At 61.9% G+C, this 16,473-nt stretch carries 12 protein-coding genes; 10 read left to right on the top strand and 2 right to left on the bottom strand.

Annotation, left to right across the window (positions count from 1 at the left end; translation table 11 throughout):
- Positions 1–171 precede the first annotated feature (171 nt).
- The 10 genes from JI739_RS04305 to JI739_RS04350 all read left to right on the top strand — a co-directional run bounded on the left by JI739_RS04305 (position 172) and on the right by JI739_RS04350 (position 13,192).
- On the top strand, positions 172–2,478 hold the full coding sequence (locus JI739_RS04305; RefSeq protein WP_201682584.1) for a polysaccharide biosynthesis tyrosine autokinase: 2,307 nt from the start codon (positions 172–174) through the stop codon (positions 2,476–2,478).
- Between the two features lie 43 nt (positions 2,479–2,521).
- Positions 2,522–3,817, top strand: coding sequence for a nucleotide sugar dehydrogenase (locus JI739_RS04310; protein ID WP_201682585.1), 1,296 nt, complete (start codon positions 2,522–2,524; stop codon positions 3,815–3,817).
- Positions 3,818–3,829: 12 nt separating this feature from the next.
- Positions 3,830–4,780 carry a Gfo/Idh/MocA family protein gene (locus JI739_RS04315; protein WP_201682586.1) on the top strand — a complete coding sequence of 317 codons (951 nt, stop codon included), beginning with the start codon at positions 3,830–3,832 and terminating at the stop codon, positions 4,778–4,780.
- Positions 4,780–5,391 (top strand): acyltransferase, encoded by a 612-nt coding sequence (locus JI739_RS04320; RefSeq protein ID WP_201682587.1) that lies wholly within the window; start codon positions 4,780–4,782, stop codon positions 5,389–5,391. Before JI739_RS04315 ends, JI739_RS04320 begins: the two co-directional genes overlap by 1 nt.
- Positions 5,392–5,393: 2 nt before the next feature.
- Positions 5,394–6,515 carry a DegT/DnrJ/EryC1/StrS family aminotransferase gene (locus JI739_RS04325; RefSeq protein ID WP_201682588.1) on the top strand — a complete coding sequence of 374 codons (1,122 nt, stop codon included), beginning with the start codon at positions 5,394–5,396 and terminating at the stop codon, positions 6,513–6,515.
- Positions 6,512–7,768, top strand: coding sequence for an O-antigen ligase family protein (locus JI739_RS04330; protein WP_201682589.1), 1,257 nt, complete (start codon positions 6,512–6,514; stop codon positions 7,766–7,768). Before JI739_RS04325 ends, JI739_RS04330 begins: the two co-directional genes overlap by 4 nt.
- Entirely contained in the window at positions 7,746–8,927 is a 1,182-nt protein-coding gene (locus tag JI739_RS04335; RefSeq protein ID WP_201682590.1) for a glycosyltransferase, read from the top strand. Before JI739_RS04330 ends, JI739_RS04335 begins: the two co-directional genes overlap by 23 nt.
- Before the next feature lie 11 nt (positions 8,928–8,938).
- Entirely contained in the window at positions 8,939–10,261 is a 1,323-nt protein-coding gene (locus JI739_RS04340) for an oligosaccharide flippase family protein (RefSeq protein ID WP_201682591.1), read from the top strand.
- Positions 10,233–11,444 (top strand): N-acetyl sugar amidotransferase, encoded by a 1,212-nt coding sequence (locus JI739_RS04345; RefSeq protein ID WP_201683309.1) that lies wholly within the window; start codon positions 10,233–10,235, stop codon positions 11,442–11,444. Before JI739_RS04340 ends, JI739_RS04345 begins: the two co-directional genes overlap by 29 nt.
- Positions 11,445–11,620: 176 nt before the next feature.
- Entirely contained in the window at positions 11,621–13,192 is a 1,572-nt protein-coding gene (locus tag JI739_RS04350) for a Rieske 2Fe-2S domain-containing protein (protein ID WP_201682592.1), read from the top strand.
- 91 nt (positions 13,193–13,283) lie between these two features.
- Here JI739_RS04350 and phhA read toward each other — a convergent pair whose 3' ends face one another.
- Both phhA and JI739_RS04360 read right to left on the bottom strand, forming a co-directional pair.
- Positions 13,284–14,135 carry a phenylalanine 4-monooxygenase gene (gene phhA / locus JI739_RS04355; protein WP_201682593.1) on the bottom strand — a complete coding sequence of 284 codons (852 nt, stop codon included), beginning with the start codon at positions 14,133–14,135 and terminating at the stop codon, positions 13,284–13,286.
- A 109-nt stretch (positions 14,136–14,244) separates the two neighbouring features.
- A complete protein-coding gene (locus JI739_RS04360; protein ID WP_236589058.1) occupies positions 14,245–16,242 on the bottom strand; it encodes a polysaccharide biosynthesis protein in 1,998 nt (665 codons plus the stop codon).
- Between the last annotated feature and the right edge of the window lie 231 nt (positions 16,243–16,473).

Here is a 16,473-nt window from a genome sequence, read left to right on the forward strand (position 1 = left end):
CATCGAAGATCCGAGACACAAAGCCCATAAGCGGCGGCTCATGGGAAGCAACGTCTTCCACGTATGAGTCGATCCGGGCCCTCTGGCGGGGGCGGGTGGTATCAGGCGCGCGGAAGTGGCCCTGGGCGAGTCATCAATGGTCAAGCGAGTGACCGTCGGGTCCCATCAGCCATGAACGCTCCATACCCCCTTCGCACCCACTTCGCCACGGCTGCGGCCCCGATCTACTCCACCCATCCCAAGGACGACAGCGGGATCGAGCTGGCGGAATACCGGGACCTCCTCATGGACAACCGATGGCTTGTGGCGACCACAGTCGTCCTGGCCTTCGCCGTCGGAGCCGCCTATGCAGCCCTGACGAAGCCCGTCTACGAGAGCAGCTTGCTGATCCAGATTGAAGATCACGGAAGCGCAGCCAAAGGGCTCATCGGCCATGCCGGCGAGATGCTGGAGGTGAAGACCGGTGCGGCAGCCGAACTGGAGATCCTGCGCTCGCGCATGGTCATCGCTCCCGCGGTGGAGAGCACACGCGCCTATATCGAGGCGCAACCGCGAACCTTGCCGATCGTGGGCGACTGGCTGTCGCGCCGCGCGACGGGGCTGAGCCAGCCGCGTTTCGGCGGCTATGTGTACGGACGCGAGAAGATTCAGGTGGCGGCCATGGACGTACCGCCTGCACTGGAGGGCACTTCGTTCACCCTGGTCGCTCAGGAAGCCGGCGCGTACTCGCTCACGCATCCGCTTCTGGACGAGCCCCTCGCTGGAAGAGTCAGGGTGCCGCTCACCGCGGCCACCCGTCTCGGACCCATCAGGCTCCTCGTGGCCGAACTGGAAGCCGAGCCGGGCGCCCACTTCGCCGTTGTCCGGATGTCGCCGGTTGCTGCCGTCCAGAACCTGCAGGCGCGCCTGCGGCTCTCCGAGAAAGGCCGCCAGTCCGGGGTCATCGAAGCCTCCCTGCGAGGCAACGATCCCGCACAAACGACGCGAGTGCTCAACGAGATCGGCGGACAGTATGTGAGACAGAACCTGGAACGCAAAGCGGCCGAAGCACAAAAGACACTCGCCTTCTTGAACCACCAACTGCCGCAGTTCAAGCAAGCGCTCACCCGCTCGGAAGAAGCCTACACGCGATTCCGCAATCAGAGAGGTACCGTCGCGCTGCCTGAAGAAGGCCGACTCCTGATCGGCACCATTGCCGACCTGCAAAACAAGCTGCTCGAGGCGCAGCAAAGGCGTCGGTACTTGTTGGGCGAGCGGCAGATGGGCGAGGAACATCCAACTGTTCGCGCCGTGGACGAACAGATCGCCGGATTGAACCGCGAGATCAACAATCTGAACGGGCGCATCCGCACCGTGCCTAGAGTCGAACAAGAAGCGCTGCGATTGGAGCGCGAAGTGAAGCTGAACAACGATCTGTATAGCCAATTGCAAAGCAACGCGCTGCAATTGCAACTGCTCCGTGAAGGCAAGGTCGGAAATGTGCGATTGATCGACAACGCGGTCTTGCCGCGCACGCCGGTGCAGCCGCAGCAGAGCCGGATTCTGGCAGTGTCGCTGGGGCTCGGGCTTTTGGGCGGGTTGGGCCTTGCGCTCGTCCGCAGGGCGTTGTCCCGCGGCATCCGTGATGCGCGCGAGATCGAGTCACACACGGGCCTGAGTGTCTATAGCATCATCCCGCGCAGCGGGCGCGAGCGCGCGATCTCCCGGAAGGCAGCCACAGGCAGACGGCGAAGCGTGGCCCTCTTGGCAAGAGCGGCACCGGAGGACCCGGCGGTGGACAGCCTTCGCAGTCTGCGCACCGTGCTGCATGTCGCGATGCGCGAGGCACCCAACAACCGCTTGTTGATCACCAGTCCCACTCGCGGCGTCGGGAAGAGCTTCGTGTCGGCCAACCTGGCGGCGGTACTCGCCAGCGCCGGCCAGCGCGTGCTCCTGATCGATGCGGATTTGCGGAAAGGTCGCCTGCACGAGTACTTCGGCATTTCGCGCACGAACGGCCTGGCGGAGTTGCTCGCCAGGACGATCACGATAGACGAGGCAATTAGCGCCAGCATACTTCCCAACCTGGATTTCATGCCCACAGGCACGCTGCCGAAAAACCCTGGCGAGCGGCTGATGAGCCGCGAGCTTACCGAGCAGCTGGATCGGCTGGACTATGCGCGCTACAGCATGGTCATCATCGATTCCGCACCGATCCTGGAGGCGGCGGACACCATCACTGCCGCGACTCTGGCGGGAACGGTGCTGCTGGTTGTCCGTGATGGCCAGTCGCAACTCGGCGAATTGCAAGAGAGCACGCGTCGTCTGGCCCATGCGCGCATCACTCCCGCCGGCGTACTGCTCAACGCGGTTGACTTGCATCGACAGTACCGATCGTATGGGCACAAGTACGCCGGGCAAAACAACCCATATGCGTATCCGGACCCATACGCGTACCCGGACGCACACACATACCCCGTGACTATTCAGCCCCGCTGAACCGATGCCGGCGGAGTCTTCAACCAACCAGTCGTGAGCGCATATGGATGTCATCGCAAAAACCATGGCCGTCGTCGGTCTCGGGTACGTTGGACTTCCTCTCGCCGTTGAGTTCGCCAAGAAGCGGCCGGTGATTGGCTTCGATATCAGTTCCGAACGGATTGCCGACTTGAAAGCCGGCGTCGATCGAACCAAGGAGGTGACACGCCACCAACTCCGCTTGGCGGCCATGTTGACCCTCAGTTCAGACCCTGCGGATCTCAAGAAGGCGCAGATCTTCATCGTGACCGTGCCAACTCCGGTCGATAAGGCAAAACGACCGGACATGACGCCACTGACCAAGGCCAGCCAGATCGTGGGGAGGGCCTTGAAGCCCGGAGATATCGTCATATACGAATCCACCGTGTACCCAGGAGCGACAGAGGAGCTCTGCGTCCCAATCCTGGCGCAGACCAGTGGCCTGACCTTCAACAAGGACTTCTTCTGTGGCTACAGCCCTGAGCGGATCAACCCCGGCGACAAGGTGAATACGCTGACGACCATCAAGAAAATCACCAGCGGAAGTACCCCGGAGGCAGCTGATCTGGTGGACGCGCTTTACGCCAGCATCATCCCCGCCGGCACCCACAGGGCCAGCAGCCTCAAGGTTGCCGAGGCCGCCAAAGTCATCGAGAACACCCAACGGGACCTGAATATCGCGTTGGTGAATGAACTCTCCGTGATCTTCGAACGCCTCGGGATCGACACCCTCGAGGTCCTGGAAGCTGCGGGCAGCAAGTGGAACTTCCTGCCCTTCCGACCAGGGCTCGTGGGCGGGCACTGCATTGGCGTCGACCCGTTCTACCTGACGCACAAGGCCGAAGAGGTCGGATACAACCCGCAGGTCATCCTGGCTGGCCGACGGATCAACGACAACATGGCCAGGTACGTCGCGCGCAGCACCATCAAGTTGATGCTGAAAAATGGTATGGACGTGGCGCGATCCCGCATTGGCGTGCTCGGCATCACGTTCAAGGAGAACTGTCCGGACATCCGCAACAGCAAGGTCGTGGACATGGTTCGGGAGTTCGAACGATGGGGCGCGCGGGCGGTTGTCGCAGATCCCTGGGCAGATCCGAAGGAGCTTGCGCATGAGTACGGCATCGCGCTCGGCAAGGTGGACGCTCATCATCCAGTCGATGCCTTGGTGGTGGCCGTGGGCCACAACGAGTACCGCGCTGCAAGCGCCAGCGACTTGCGTGCGTACTGCCGCGGAACGACTCCCGTGCTCATCGACGTGAAGAGTCTTTATGACCCGCACAAGGCCCGGCAGGCCGGTTTCACTGTGTTCCGTCTCTGAAGCGAGCGTCAAATGAAGAACTTCGCCATCGTTGGGGCTGCCGGGTACATCGCACCACGCCACATGCGAGCCATCAAGGATCTCGGCCACAACCTCGCCGTGGCTTACGACATCAATGATTCGGTCGGAATCATCGACAGCATTTTTCCCGATAGCGCCTTCTTCACCGAGTTCGAGCGGTTTCAGGAATACGCGTACCAGTTGAAGCGGGACGCGTCCGACCGCCTCCACTACGTGGCCGTGTGCACGCCGAACTACCTGCACCACGCCCACGTCGCGGCCGCCCTTCGGATGGGTTGTGACGTGATCTGCGAGAAGCCACTCGTGCCCACACCGGATCTGGTCGACGAGCTCATGCGCGTCGAGCAGGAGACAGGAAAGCGCGTATTCAACGTCCTCCAGTTACGTCACCACGACGCCATCGTGGGCCTCCGGGAGCAGGTTGCGCAGTCGCCCACGCGTGGGAAATCCGAGGTGGAAGTGACCTACATCACATCCCGCGGCAAGTGGTACATGGAAAGTTGGAAAGGCGACCCACGCAAGTCGTACGGGGTTGCGACGAACATCGGTGTGCACTTCTACGACATGCTGCACTTCGTGTTCGGGAAGCTGCAATCCAGCGTCGTGCACTACAGCGATGAGGTCAAGGCCGCCGGATTTCTGGAGTACGAGGGGGCGCGAGTGCGCTGGTTCCTGTCGATCGACGCGAACGACCTGCCTGAAGGCATCAAGGGCAAGCGCGCGACGTACCGCAACATTTCTGTAGACGGCGAACAGTTGGAATTCTCCGACGGGTTCACGGATCTGCATACCACCAGCTACCGGGAGATCCTCGCCGGTCGCGGCTTCGGCTTGGCGGACGCCCGGCCCTGCATCGAGGCCGTCAACGCCATTCGCACGTCGAGAGTCACGCCCCCCGGCCCAGGCGAAGCCCACCCGTATGTGGCCCGTCTGCTGAAATGATGACCTATCTCGCACACCCCAGTGCCGTCATCGATGATGGCGCCCAGATCGGAGAAGGCTGCAAGATCTGGCACTTCGTGCACATCTGCGCAGGCGCCCGCATCGGCAAAGGCGTCTCCCTGGGCCAGAACGTGTACGTGGGCAACAGGGTTCGCATCGGGGACGGCTGCAAGATCCAGAACAACGTGAGTGTCTATGACGGCGTCATGCTCGACGACGACGTATTCTGCGGACCCAGCGTTGTATTCACGAACGTGCTCAACCCGCGCTCACACGTCGTGCGAAAGGAAGAGTACCGGAACACGCGGGTCAAGCGCGGCGCCACGCTCGGTGCGAACTGCACGATCGTCTGCGGCAGCACCATCGGGGAGTACGCATTCATCGGCGCAGGCGCAGTGGTGAATCGCGACGTGCCAGCTTACGCGCTGGTCGTCGGAGTGCCTGCCCGTCAGATTGGCTGGATGAGCGCGTTCGGTGAGCGGCTCGCCCTTCCCCTGCGAGGGCAAGCGAGCGCGCAGTGCCCGCATACCGGTGACAGGTACATCTTGTCCGGTGAGCGCCTGGAATGCGGGTCGCACAAGCACCGCCACCACACCTTCGAGGTGGAATGACCATGGAATTCATCGACCTCAAGGCCCAGTACCAACGGCTGAAAGAAGACGTGGAGGGTCGCATCCGGAAGGTTCTCGAGCACGGCAAATACGTCCTTGGTCCTGAGGTCGCGGAACTCGAAGACAAACTGTGTGAATACACGGGTGCGAGCCACTGCATCACCGTTGCCAACGGTACGGACGCCTTGCAGGTCGCTCAAATGGCGCTTGGCATCGGCCCTGGCGACGAGGTGATCACTCCCGGGTTCACCTACATCGCCGCGGCGGAAACCACGGCACTGCTGGGTGCGCGCCCCGTCTACGCAGACATCGACCCGCAGACGTACAACCTGGACCCTGCGCGGCTTGAGGCGGTGATCACCCCGCGCACCAAGGCGATCATTCCAGCGAGCCTGTTCGGGCAGTGCGCAGACTTCGACCCCATCAACGAAGTGGCTGCGAGGCACGGCCTGCCCGTCATCGAAGACGCTGCGCAGAGCCTCGGCGCGCTTTACAGAGGCAGGAAAAGCTGCAACCTGGCCACCGTATCGTGCACCAGCTTCTTCCCCAGCAAGCCTCTTGGCTGCTACGGAGATGGTGGAGCGATCTTCACCAACGACCCGGACCTGGCCCTGGTCATCCGACAGATCGCGCACCATGGCCAGGCTCGTCGATACCACCACGTTCGCGTGGGCGTGAACAGCCGGCTGGACACGCTACAAGCCGCCGTTCTGTTGTCCAAATTGACCGTATTCGACGAGGAACTAAGCGCGCGCGGTGACATTGCAGCGGCATACAGCCACTACCTGCGAGACGAAGGGGTGACGACCGTTCCCTACATTGCTCCCCACAACAAGAGTGCCTGGGCCCAGTACACCATCCGGGTCGAGAACCGGGCGGCCGTCGCAAACCGCCTTGCCGAAGCAGGCGTGCCGACGGCAGTGCACTACCCGTTGCCGCTGAACAGGCAGCCAGCGGTCCAGGACCCCGACTGTCGGCTGGAAGTTGGGGATCACCTGGCAGACGTCGTTCTGAGCTTGCCGATGCACCCTTACCTGTCGCATGAAACTTTGCGACGGATCGCGGCGACGGTTGGCATGGCACAGAGCAACTCTGCCGAACCTGAAAGTCGACGCTTCGCGTGACCCACACCCGCATTCCGCTGTCGCTGATCGCGCTGGCGATCGTCTGGCTGATCGCCGTTCAGATCGGCACGAACATCCGCATCGACGCAGGAGAGTCAGTCGGCACGCTCCTGGACCGCGCGCCGTTCTACGTGAGTATCGCGGTGGGCGTCCTCCTGCTGGCCCATCAGCCCGCCGCGATGATCCGATGGAAGGTGCTCATCGCTTCCACCCTGTTTTTCTTGCACCTGTTCGCGGTGCTGATGCTCACGAGCGATGTCCCGTTGCGCTCTTTCCTGATTCCCAACTACGGAATCGTTTCCTGGATGTTGCTGGGCATGGCGAGCCACGTTGCCGTACTGACTCTGGAGAGACGCATCGAGAGCGATGGTCCCCGGTCCATGTGGCCACTGGTCATCTGGCTTCCAACCCTGTCATTGGCATTTCTCATCTGGGGCCTTCGGGCCTTCACCGACAACCCGGGGCGCGTTGACAGCTACCAGTTTCCGGCCGCAAACCTCATCGTCCTACTGCTGTTAGGACTTCTCGCACTCGATCGCTGGAGCCGCGCTTGGGAAGCACGCCGTGGACGGCGTTCGTCCGCATTGCCGGCGCTCACTTTCCTGGCACTTGGCACGGCCTCCAGCTACTTTGTCAGCCGCATGGACTCCACCGCGATCGTTGCCGTCTGGAGTGGTCTGGCGCTTGTGCTGATCTGGAGATTCGGCATTTCGCAAGGCTGGACGGCGACCTTTCTGTTCGCCGCCGTCGGGATCGCAACCGCGCTCATGTTTCCAGCCGCAGACCTCCTCCAGACCTTCTTCGCCGAAACACGTTTTGATCAACTGCGAAGCGGTTCCAGCATTCTTGAACTCAGTTCGCTGACATCGAGGCTCGATATCCTGCCCTCCTTCGCGGAGCAGTTCAGCGTGAGCCCGTGGTTCGGACACATGCAAGCGGAGCTCGTCTCGGGCGCAGGTGTCGGCAATTGGGTGCATAGCCTGCCTTTGGCGGCGCTGACGCATACGGGCCTTGTTGGCGCAACTCTCTTGTTTGCCGCCAGTTTCTTCGCCTGCGAACCCGGCCGGCGCTCCAAGGGCGAACTCTTTCCGGTCCTGATGTTCGGGCTTGTCCTGTTGATGGCGTCTGCAATAGCGTTTTTCACCTGGGTGCCCTTCTGGTTCATGCTCGGATATCTCGCGATCCGAGCGTCCCCGAGGCGGGGCACGGTGCCAGGCGCTCCAGGACTTCTTGGAAATCACCATGGCCGCTAACTTGCACCTGTTCCTGTCGAGAATCCAGCACGAGACCCGGTTGGTCAAGGAAGCCCGCGCAACCTTGGCGATGCGCGTGTTCAGCCGGGTACGTGTGCTGGGCTTGTGGGACCATGGGCTTCCCGTGCGTGACGTCGACCCGTGTGGCATGGAGGTCAGGAGGGTTCGCACGCTCCTGGGCTTCGTCAGGGCTCGCTTTCCATCGCTGCAGCCCGGGCCCCTTACCCAGGTTTATGCGGGTCTTTCTTTCCTGCAATATGCCTTCGCGGCGGCTTGGCAAGCGCTGGTCTTGCGACCGTCGCACATCAGCTGCCACAACGCGGTCTTGCTTCCGATCGCCTGGTTCGCCGCGAAGCTCGGCGGCAGCAAGCTGGTCTACGTTCCCCATGAGCTGGAGGTGGAGCGAACTGGTTTGTCCCTGAACGCCAAGCGATTCGAAGCGCCGCTCGAACGCGCTCTCATCAAGCGCTGCGCTTTGGTGGTGGTCGTCAGCGAACCGATTGCGGCCTGGTATCGCCAGCGGTACCAGTTGCGCGAAGTCGTGGTGGTGCGCGCGATTCCGGACAGTGGCTTTGCACCGGGTCATTCAGCCGACCGTGCACGCATCCGAGCCAGTCACGGCGTCCCGGCGGATGCGTTGCTGTTCATCTACCAGGGTGTACTGGCAGCCGAGCGCGGCGTCGACGATCTCGTGCAGATCTTCCGCCGCTCGAACAATCCAAGGCTTCATCTCATGCTCATGGGGTATGGCGAAGCCGAGGCCCGCATCCAGGAAGCCGCCGCGCAATGTCCCAACATCCACTTCCAGGCTGCGGTGCCCGTGGACCAGATTTGCCGGTATACCGCGGCAGCGGACGTCGGCATCTTCGTCCTGCGTGATCCGCTAAGTTTGAGTTATCGACTCTGCCTGCCCAACAAGTTCTTCGAGTACTTGTACGCCGAACTTCCGGTGATCGTCTCGGACAACCTCAGCCATCTCGCGGAGTTGGTCCAGGAGCACAGGATTGGATGGGTCACGCGCCCGGAGGATCTGCCGCAACTGATCGACACGATCGAAGCCGGCGGCATTGTCTCGATCAAACCAGCCGTCAAGGATTTCGTTGCAAGGAACACCTGGGCGTCCGAACGGTCCCGTTACACCGTGGTCTACGGCGGCTGAGGTCGTTCACCATGCGGGCTGCCGCGACCTTTCTCAAGCTGGCGCCGACGTTAGGCTGGGGCCAACTGCGGAAGAGCCCGGTTGCGTTATTCACGATCGCGACCGCGGCCACCCAGGTTTTGCCGCTTGTCAGCACACCGATATTGACGAGGCTCTACACCCCGGCGGCGTTTGGCGCATACGCCATTTATTTCGCGCTGAGCACGATCTGCGTCACGCTGGCTGTCCTGTCAATGGAGAACGCGATTTTCCTCGAGGACTCCGATGACGCTGCGGCCACGGCAATGGTGGCCTCGATTCTTCCGCCGGTCATATTCTCGGCGCTGCTATCGACCGCCCTCCTGCTGCTTATTCTGGTATTCGATGTCCAGTTGAACGCCAACCTGGGCCACCTATTGCTGTTCATGCCGGCGACGGTGCTGCTGTCAGCCTTGTACACGGTGGGCTATACGTGGCTGCTCCGGCTCGGGCGCTATCGAACGCTGGCAATGAACAAGCTGATCCTCGGAGCGAGCACGATGATTCTCCAGATCGGCGTCGGGCTCCTACGCCTGGAAGCACTGGGATTCATCCTGGCCAATCTGCTGGGCTATGTGCTTGCCACGCTGCTGGTCTTCGCTCCCTTCGTCCTCAGACCACGGGACCGGGTCCGGATTCCCGGGTTGAGTGCCATCTGGGCGGTTTACCGGAAGCACAAGGCGCTGCTGTTCTACACGACGCCTGGAAGCCTCCTGAACAGCTTTTGCAGCTATCTTCCAGACTTCTTCATCGCCCGGTTGTTCGGCACGACGGTACTCGGCCACTACTCATTGGGGATGCGAATGGTCGACGCGCCGCTGACCTTCATCTCCGCCACCGTGCACGATGTCTTCCGGCGCGATTCGGCGCGCGAACAGATGGCCACCGGGCGCTGCCGCACGAGCTTCAGGAAATACTTCGTGGCCATGTCGGCCATTGCACTGGCGGTGCTCGTGCCACTGATCTTCTTGCAGCCCGCCCTGTTCAAGTTCATCTTCGGGCCGGCATGGGCACCCTCGGCCATCTACGTGCAGTGTCTAAGCCTTCTCCTCGTGGTGCGCTTCATCTCCTCGCCACTGAGCTACGTGTGGATCGTCGCGGGGAAGCAGCACTACGACATGGCCTGGCAGGTAGGCCTGCTGGTTCTTTCAGGTGCATCTTTCCTGCTTCCTCGGTTCATCCTCGGCAGCGTGACTCCGGAGGTCCAATTCACGATCTACAGCGTGGTCATTGGCTGCTGGTATGTGCTGGCCTTGTTCTTGTCCTACTACTGGTCGAACGCAAATGATGAACTTCGAAAACAACCCGCACACTAAGTCGCTGCACAAGCATCCGTACCAGGCATGTACGCGATGCGTCATGGACACCTCCGATCCCGAAATTCAGTTCGATGAGCAGGGTGTCTGCAACCATTGCCGCCACTATGAGGCGTACGTCGCTTCGCTCGGCGACGCCCAGGCACGGGCGGCCAAGCTGAACCAGACAGTCCAGACGCTCAAAGCGGCGGGCCAGAACAGAGAGTACGACTGCATCATGGGGCTGAGCGGGGGCGTCGACAGTTCCTATCTCGCGCACTACGCCGTCAGGACGCTGGGGCTTCGCCCGCTGGTGGTGCATGTCGACTCGGGCTGGAATTCCGAACTGGCGGTGAGCAACATCGAGACGATGTGCAATCGCCTCGGCATCGACCTGCACACCCTGGTGCTCGACTGGGACGAAATGCGCGACCTGCAGCGCGCCTACTTCCGTTCTGGCGTGCCGAACCTGGACGTTCCCCAGGACCACGCTTTCAATGCCGCCATGGTGGGCGAAGCGAAGAAGTACGGCATCCGCAACGTCCTCAACGGCGGCAACATGCAGACCGAGTCCATCCTGCCGACGGCGTGGGGCTACGATGCCAGCGATCCTGGCAGCCTCATGGCAATCCACAAGCGATTCGGCACGATGCCGCTGAAAACCTACCCCCTCCGTTCAGACTTCTCCCGGCTCCTGTTCGACCCGTGCATTTTTGGCATGCGTGTTCACCGGCCCCTCGAATACATTGACTACAACAAGTTCGCCGCGAAGAAGCTCCTTCATGAAGAGTTGGGCTGGCGGGATTACGGCGGCAAACACTACGAGTCTCGGTTCACGAAGTTCTTCCAGGCGCATTACCTTCCCACCAAGTTCGGCTATGACAAGCGGAAGGCGCACCTGGCGAGCCTGATTGTTTCCGGCCAGCTCTCGCGGGACGCCGCCCTGCAGGAGTTGGCCGTGCCGCTCTACGACGCCGAGGAGCTCGAGTCGGACATCACGTACTTCTGCAAGAAGCTCAGCATTCCACGCAAGGAGTACGAAGAGGTCATGGCTTCGCCGCCGAAAACCCACCGCGACTATCCAAATCGCGAGGCCGCGTACGCTCGGATGCGCCGGGCAACCCAGTTCGCCTCCCGGGCAAGACATGCGCTCTTCGGTCGTGCGCCCACGGCACTGCAACACGTGGTGAACACACCCAGGTAGATCGAGCTGGTTCGGCCCGCCGACCTGGTTTTCGTAGGACAACCGCAGGACATTTTTCCCTTCCTTGTCCCTTCTGCTGGTCCGCGCAGGGGACCAGAATGCCCCCGACGACGCGCATGGGAGTGCCCCGGTAAGGCGCGAGCGTTGCGATCCACCATACGTCCCGGTAATCACCTATGAACGCTGATCTCACGTTTCTCGGGCATAACTGCTTCCTGGTCGAAACCGCTCACGAGGCGCTGCTGATCGATCCCTGGCTTAACGATACAGGCGCGTTCTTCGGGAGCTGGCACCAGTGGCCGCCGAATAGCCACTTGCGAGACGTCGTCCATCGACGTTGCGCCGAGAAGAAACTGCGCATTTTCCTGACCCACGAGCACCAAGACCATTTCGATCGATCGACGTTGGCGGGGTTTTCCGCGCATCCGGACTGCACCGTCGTCATTCCTTCGTACAGAGACAAATTCTTGCTCGATGCGCTACAGGGTCTGCACCTGAATGCGGTGGAACTGGAGGAGGCGCAGCCCTGCGGCGGCGACATCCAATTCCGCATTTTCATCGATGACAGCGGGATCAATCATGACGCGGCGATATTCGTTGCCGCGCCAGGCCTCACGTTTTTCAACCAGAACGACTGCAAGATTTTTGACCGCTTGCCGGCGCTGGTGAAAGAGTTGCCCGATCTCGACTATTACTCGGTGCAGTTTTCAGGTGCAAATTGGCACCCCTCCAGCTTCATCTTGCCCGAGGACCAGCGCCGCCGGGAGGCCAGAAAGAAGGTTCTCAGCAAATTGCGCAACGTGGCTGGCGGTGTAAAAACACTCTCGCCACGCTTTTTCGTGCCGGCGGCCGGTCCTGCGTTCTTCCCCTTTCTCGACCCTGCATTGAACGCCGGGACCGGCACGATTTTCATCCATCAGAATGAGCTCGCGGAATACCTGGCCCAGACCGGCATCCACAATGTGTTGTATCCGCGTCCGGGTGAGCGCGTCAATGAGGACGCCAGCCGCGTGCCGATTCCCGGTCCGACGCCGGCCGAGATCGAGCAATACGTGGCGACTCACAAGAACGTGTGGGAAGCAATCGAGGACAACTTTTCGCCGACGCGATTTGCTGCGATCCTTCAGCGCCGCCTGAGTCTGATTGCCGGGATTACCTTGCCCCCGGAAACGCCATTGATCACTTTCCGCTGGGGAAGCGGGTCGTCCGATTCACTGGTGGTCGACTTGGTCGGCAACACCTTGCGGGCGACCCAGGAGCCAGGGGCGCCATGCCTGTTGCTCAGTGCCAGCACCAGATATTTCTCGCTGATGTGCGGCGAAGATCGCTGGCAAGACATTGCCTTGAGCCTGAACGCCACCATCGAGCGGCGGCCCGACGTGTATAACACCCTTGTCAACATCTTCCTGTTTGCGGACGAATCAAACCTGGCCGAGTCGGTGATCCATAACCTCAACTTGTCCAAAGAGCGCATCGTGGTCGAGCATAAGGGCCAACAATACGAAATCAATCGCTATTGCCCTCACCAAGGCGGTGACCTGGCCTACGCGAGCATCGACGACGACCTGCACGTGGTTTGCCCGCGCCATGGCTGGCGCTTCGACCTGTCATGCGAAGGCATGTGCAAAACCTCCGGCGTGAGCATTGACGCCATCAAAGTGCGCGCCAAGCCTTCAGAAACCAGCCACAGGGAGACGCTGAATCATCAGCGTCAACGCGCTCCGGCCAGGAGGGGCGTCGCCAGTTGAGCTGGGCGCGATCATCGAGCCGCTGCACCCCGAGGCGGTCGGGTGGGGCGGACACCGACCGCCTTCAGCAGTGGTACCTCGAGGCGGCGGCTCATGATGCGGCGGCCGCGGTCCTGAGCGGGGATCCGTCGGGCGAGAATTCGGGCAGGCGCCGCAGGCGTTCGTAGATCGGCGTGAAATCGGCCGCGGTCTTCTCGAACAACTCTTCGACGCTCTCGATCACGAAGTAGATCTGCTGGAAGCTGTCGATCTTGTAGCGCGTTCGCATCACGCGCTCGATGTCAAATGGCAAGCGCCGCGGTTCGGAGCTCTCTACCGCATAGCGCAGCTCGCCCGGTGAACTGAGGATGCCCGCACCGTATGCCCGCATGCCATCGGGCTGGCGCATGAGCCCGAACTCGATCGTGTACCAGTAGAGGCGGCTCAGCATTTCACAGGCTCCACAGCGGTGCGCCTTGAGCCCGCCCAGGCCGTAGGCCTGCATGTGGTCCGCGTACACCGGGTTGAACAGCAACGGCACGTGGCCGAAGAGGTCGTGGAACACGTCGGGCTCGACGATGTAGTCGAACTCCTGCGGCGTACGAATCCAGTCCGTGACGGGGAATCGCCGCTGCGCGAGCAGGCTGAAGAACGGCACCTCCGGAATCAGCCCAGGCACGCCGACGATCTCCCAGCGCGTCGCGCGCCAGAGGCGATCGTTGATCTCCTCGAAGCGAGGAATCCGGTCACTCGCGCCGAGAGACGGCAGGGCGCGCAGGAATTCGTCGCTGGCGCGGCCAGGCAGAAGGGCCTGCTGGCGCGCGTACAAGCGCCTATAGCTCTGGTGATCCTCCTGCCCATAGCCGGCGTAGTCCTGCGCGCAGGTGTAGTCGGCGCCCGCGCGGCTGTAGTCGCCTCGAGGCGGCCGTTCGCTTGTTCCGTAGATCACCGGTTCCATCGCCATGACGCTCTCCTTTACGGGTCGGCTGGTCGTCGGCCAGGCCGGGCACGACCTGGGCCTGACCTGCCGAAGCAAGCTACTCAGCACCTGGGCGTCGATCGATGAACGGCGTTCAGGCAGACGCCAGACTCGAGGAGGCTGGCCGGTAACCAGCCAATCCGCTCAAGGTCTGGCCCTCCAAGGCGACAGGATCCCCCGTCCTCTGACGCTCCTCGGTCACGATGCTGTTCCCGGGTTTCGGCGGTGCATACCCGGGAACCGTCAGTTGCAAAGACGCCTGTATGGCGTGCAGGTCACAGCTCAGCACGTTGTCTTCCAGGAATGCCAGTTGCGTACGCAGGACGTCCCAGCGCGAAAACGCTTCCTGGCCTCTCATCACCCGGGGATGGCTGGTAGGCAACGGGTTGTCGCCGATCAGAAGCTCCTCGAACAGCTTCTCGCCAGGTCGCAGTCCCGTGATGACGAACTCGATGTCCCCGTCAGGATGGGTTGCATCGCGGACTGTCAGTCCAGAGAGCTCCACCATCTTGCGCGCGAGATCGACAATCTTCACGGGCTGCCCCATGTCCAGCAGGAACACCTCTCCGCCCGCGGCCATGGCACTTGCCTGAATGACAAGCTGGGCCGCCTCGGGAATCGTCATGAAGTAGCGCGTCATGTCCGGATGCGTGATCGTGATAGGCCCACCAGCCGCGATCTGACGCTTGAAAAGCGGCACCACGGATCCGCTGGAGCCAAGCACGTTACCGAATCGCACGATCGAGAAACACGTACCGCCCCCTTCTGCCGCAAACGCCTGCAATACCATCTCGGCCAGGCGCTTGCTCGCCCCCATGACATTGGTCGGTCGCACAGCCTTGTCGGTGCTGATCAGGACGAAGTCCGGCACGCGGAACTCGCGCGCGAGAAGCGCCATGTTCAGCGTGCCGAATGTATTGTTCCGAATACCCTCGACCGCATTGCTCTCCACCATGGGTACATGCTTGTAGGCCGCAGCGTGGTAGATCGTGTCGGGAGTGCATTGCGCCAACAATTGGCGAACGCGCTCGGCCTCTCGGACCGAGGCAAGCACAGGAACGAGCTTGACCGGTTTCCCTTTGACCTCGGCTTCCAGTTCCTGATGAATCGTGTACAGGGCAAACTCGCAGGAGTCCAGCAAGACCAGGGCATCAGGCGCCAGGCGAACGATCTGCCGGCACAGCTCGCTTCCTATCGACCCCCCGGCGCCGGTGACCAGGACCACCTTGCCCGTGATCTTGCTGCGCAGCAGTTTGTCGTCCGCATCGATCGTGTCGCGTCCGAGGAGGTCTTCGATCTCGAGCTTTCGCACCTGGTCGACGGTCACCCTGCCCAGAGCAATCTCTCGCAGATCGGGGAGGGTTCGCACATGCAACGGTGGCTGCAATGCCTTCAGGGCTCCGGCAATCTGCGCGCGCCGTGATTGGTTCACCGAGGGCATGGCTAGAAGCACGTCCGTGATGCCGTCCCGCAAGACGACCTCGCTGAGGTTCTCACTGGAGTGGATCGGCAGACCGAGCAAAGTCGCGCGCTGCAGAAGTGGGGAGTCGTCGATGAAGCCTTTGACCTCCGTGTCTCTGGTTGCGGTCAGCAGTGTCGCGAGCTGACGGCCAGCGTCCCCCGCGCCGTAAATGAGTACCCGGGTCTTCTTGCACGGGGTGCGCGTACTTGCGCCGACCGACCCACAAAGCCAGCGCCGCACGGCGGCCCTGGCAGCACCGGTGATCAAGAACAAGGTCGCGGGAATCAGCACGCCAAGCGACCAAGGCATCTCGCTCGAGCTGATAAAGGTGAAGGTCAGGGAGAAGGCGGCGCCAAAGACCAGGGAGGCTTTCCCAAGCTGCGCGCCTCGGTCCTGCCGCAGTACGGCGCGATACAGTCCCGTGGCGTAGAACACGGGCAGAGACAAACCGATAGCCCAGACGGCAGTCCACCATTGCGTGGAGCCATACTGATCCCAGGTGCCCATGCGCAAGCCAAAGGCCAACCACACCGCAAGCGCGCAGTTCCCCGCATCCATCGTCATCGTCAACGCCTGCTTGACTGTACGTGGCAGCAGCACGATACGTGCGGCGAGCTGCGCGTTCATCATGGCCGTCTCCTCGTCCCTCCCTGGGACGTCAAGCACCAGTGACCGTTAGTTCCGACTGCGACGAGTTTGCGTCACGCGTCCAAGCGCTGCGCTGGCGCCCCCTTCATCCATCCAGTACCGGGGGCCCCGGTTCGCGTCGCATCGCGTCCGTCCAAACGAAGCGCGCACGCATTGGCGACGTGATGGGCGTGATGCACCGACTGCCCGCCCTTTGCCGGCAAGATGGCGACC

The organism is Ramlibacter aurantiacus (genome assembly GCF_016722895.1).
GTDB lineage: Bacteria > Pseudomonadota > Gammaproteobacteria > Burkholderiales > Burkholderiaceae_C > Ramlibacter > Ramlibacter aurantiacus.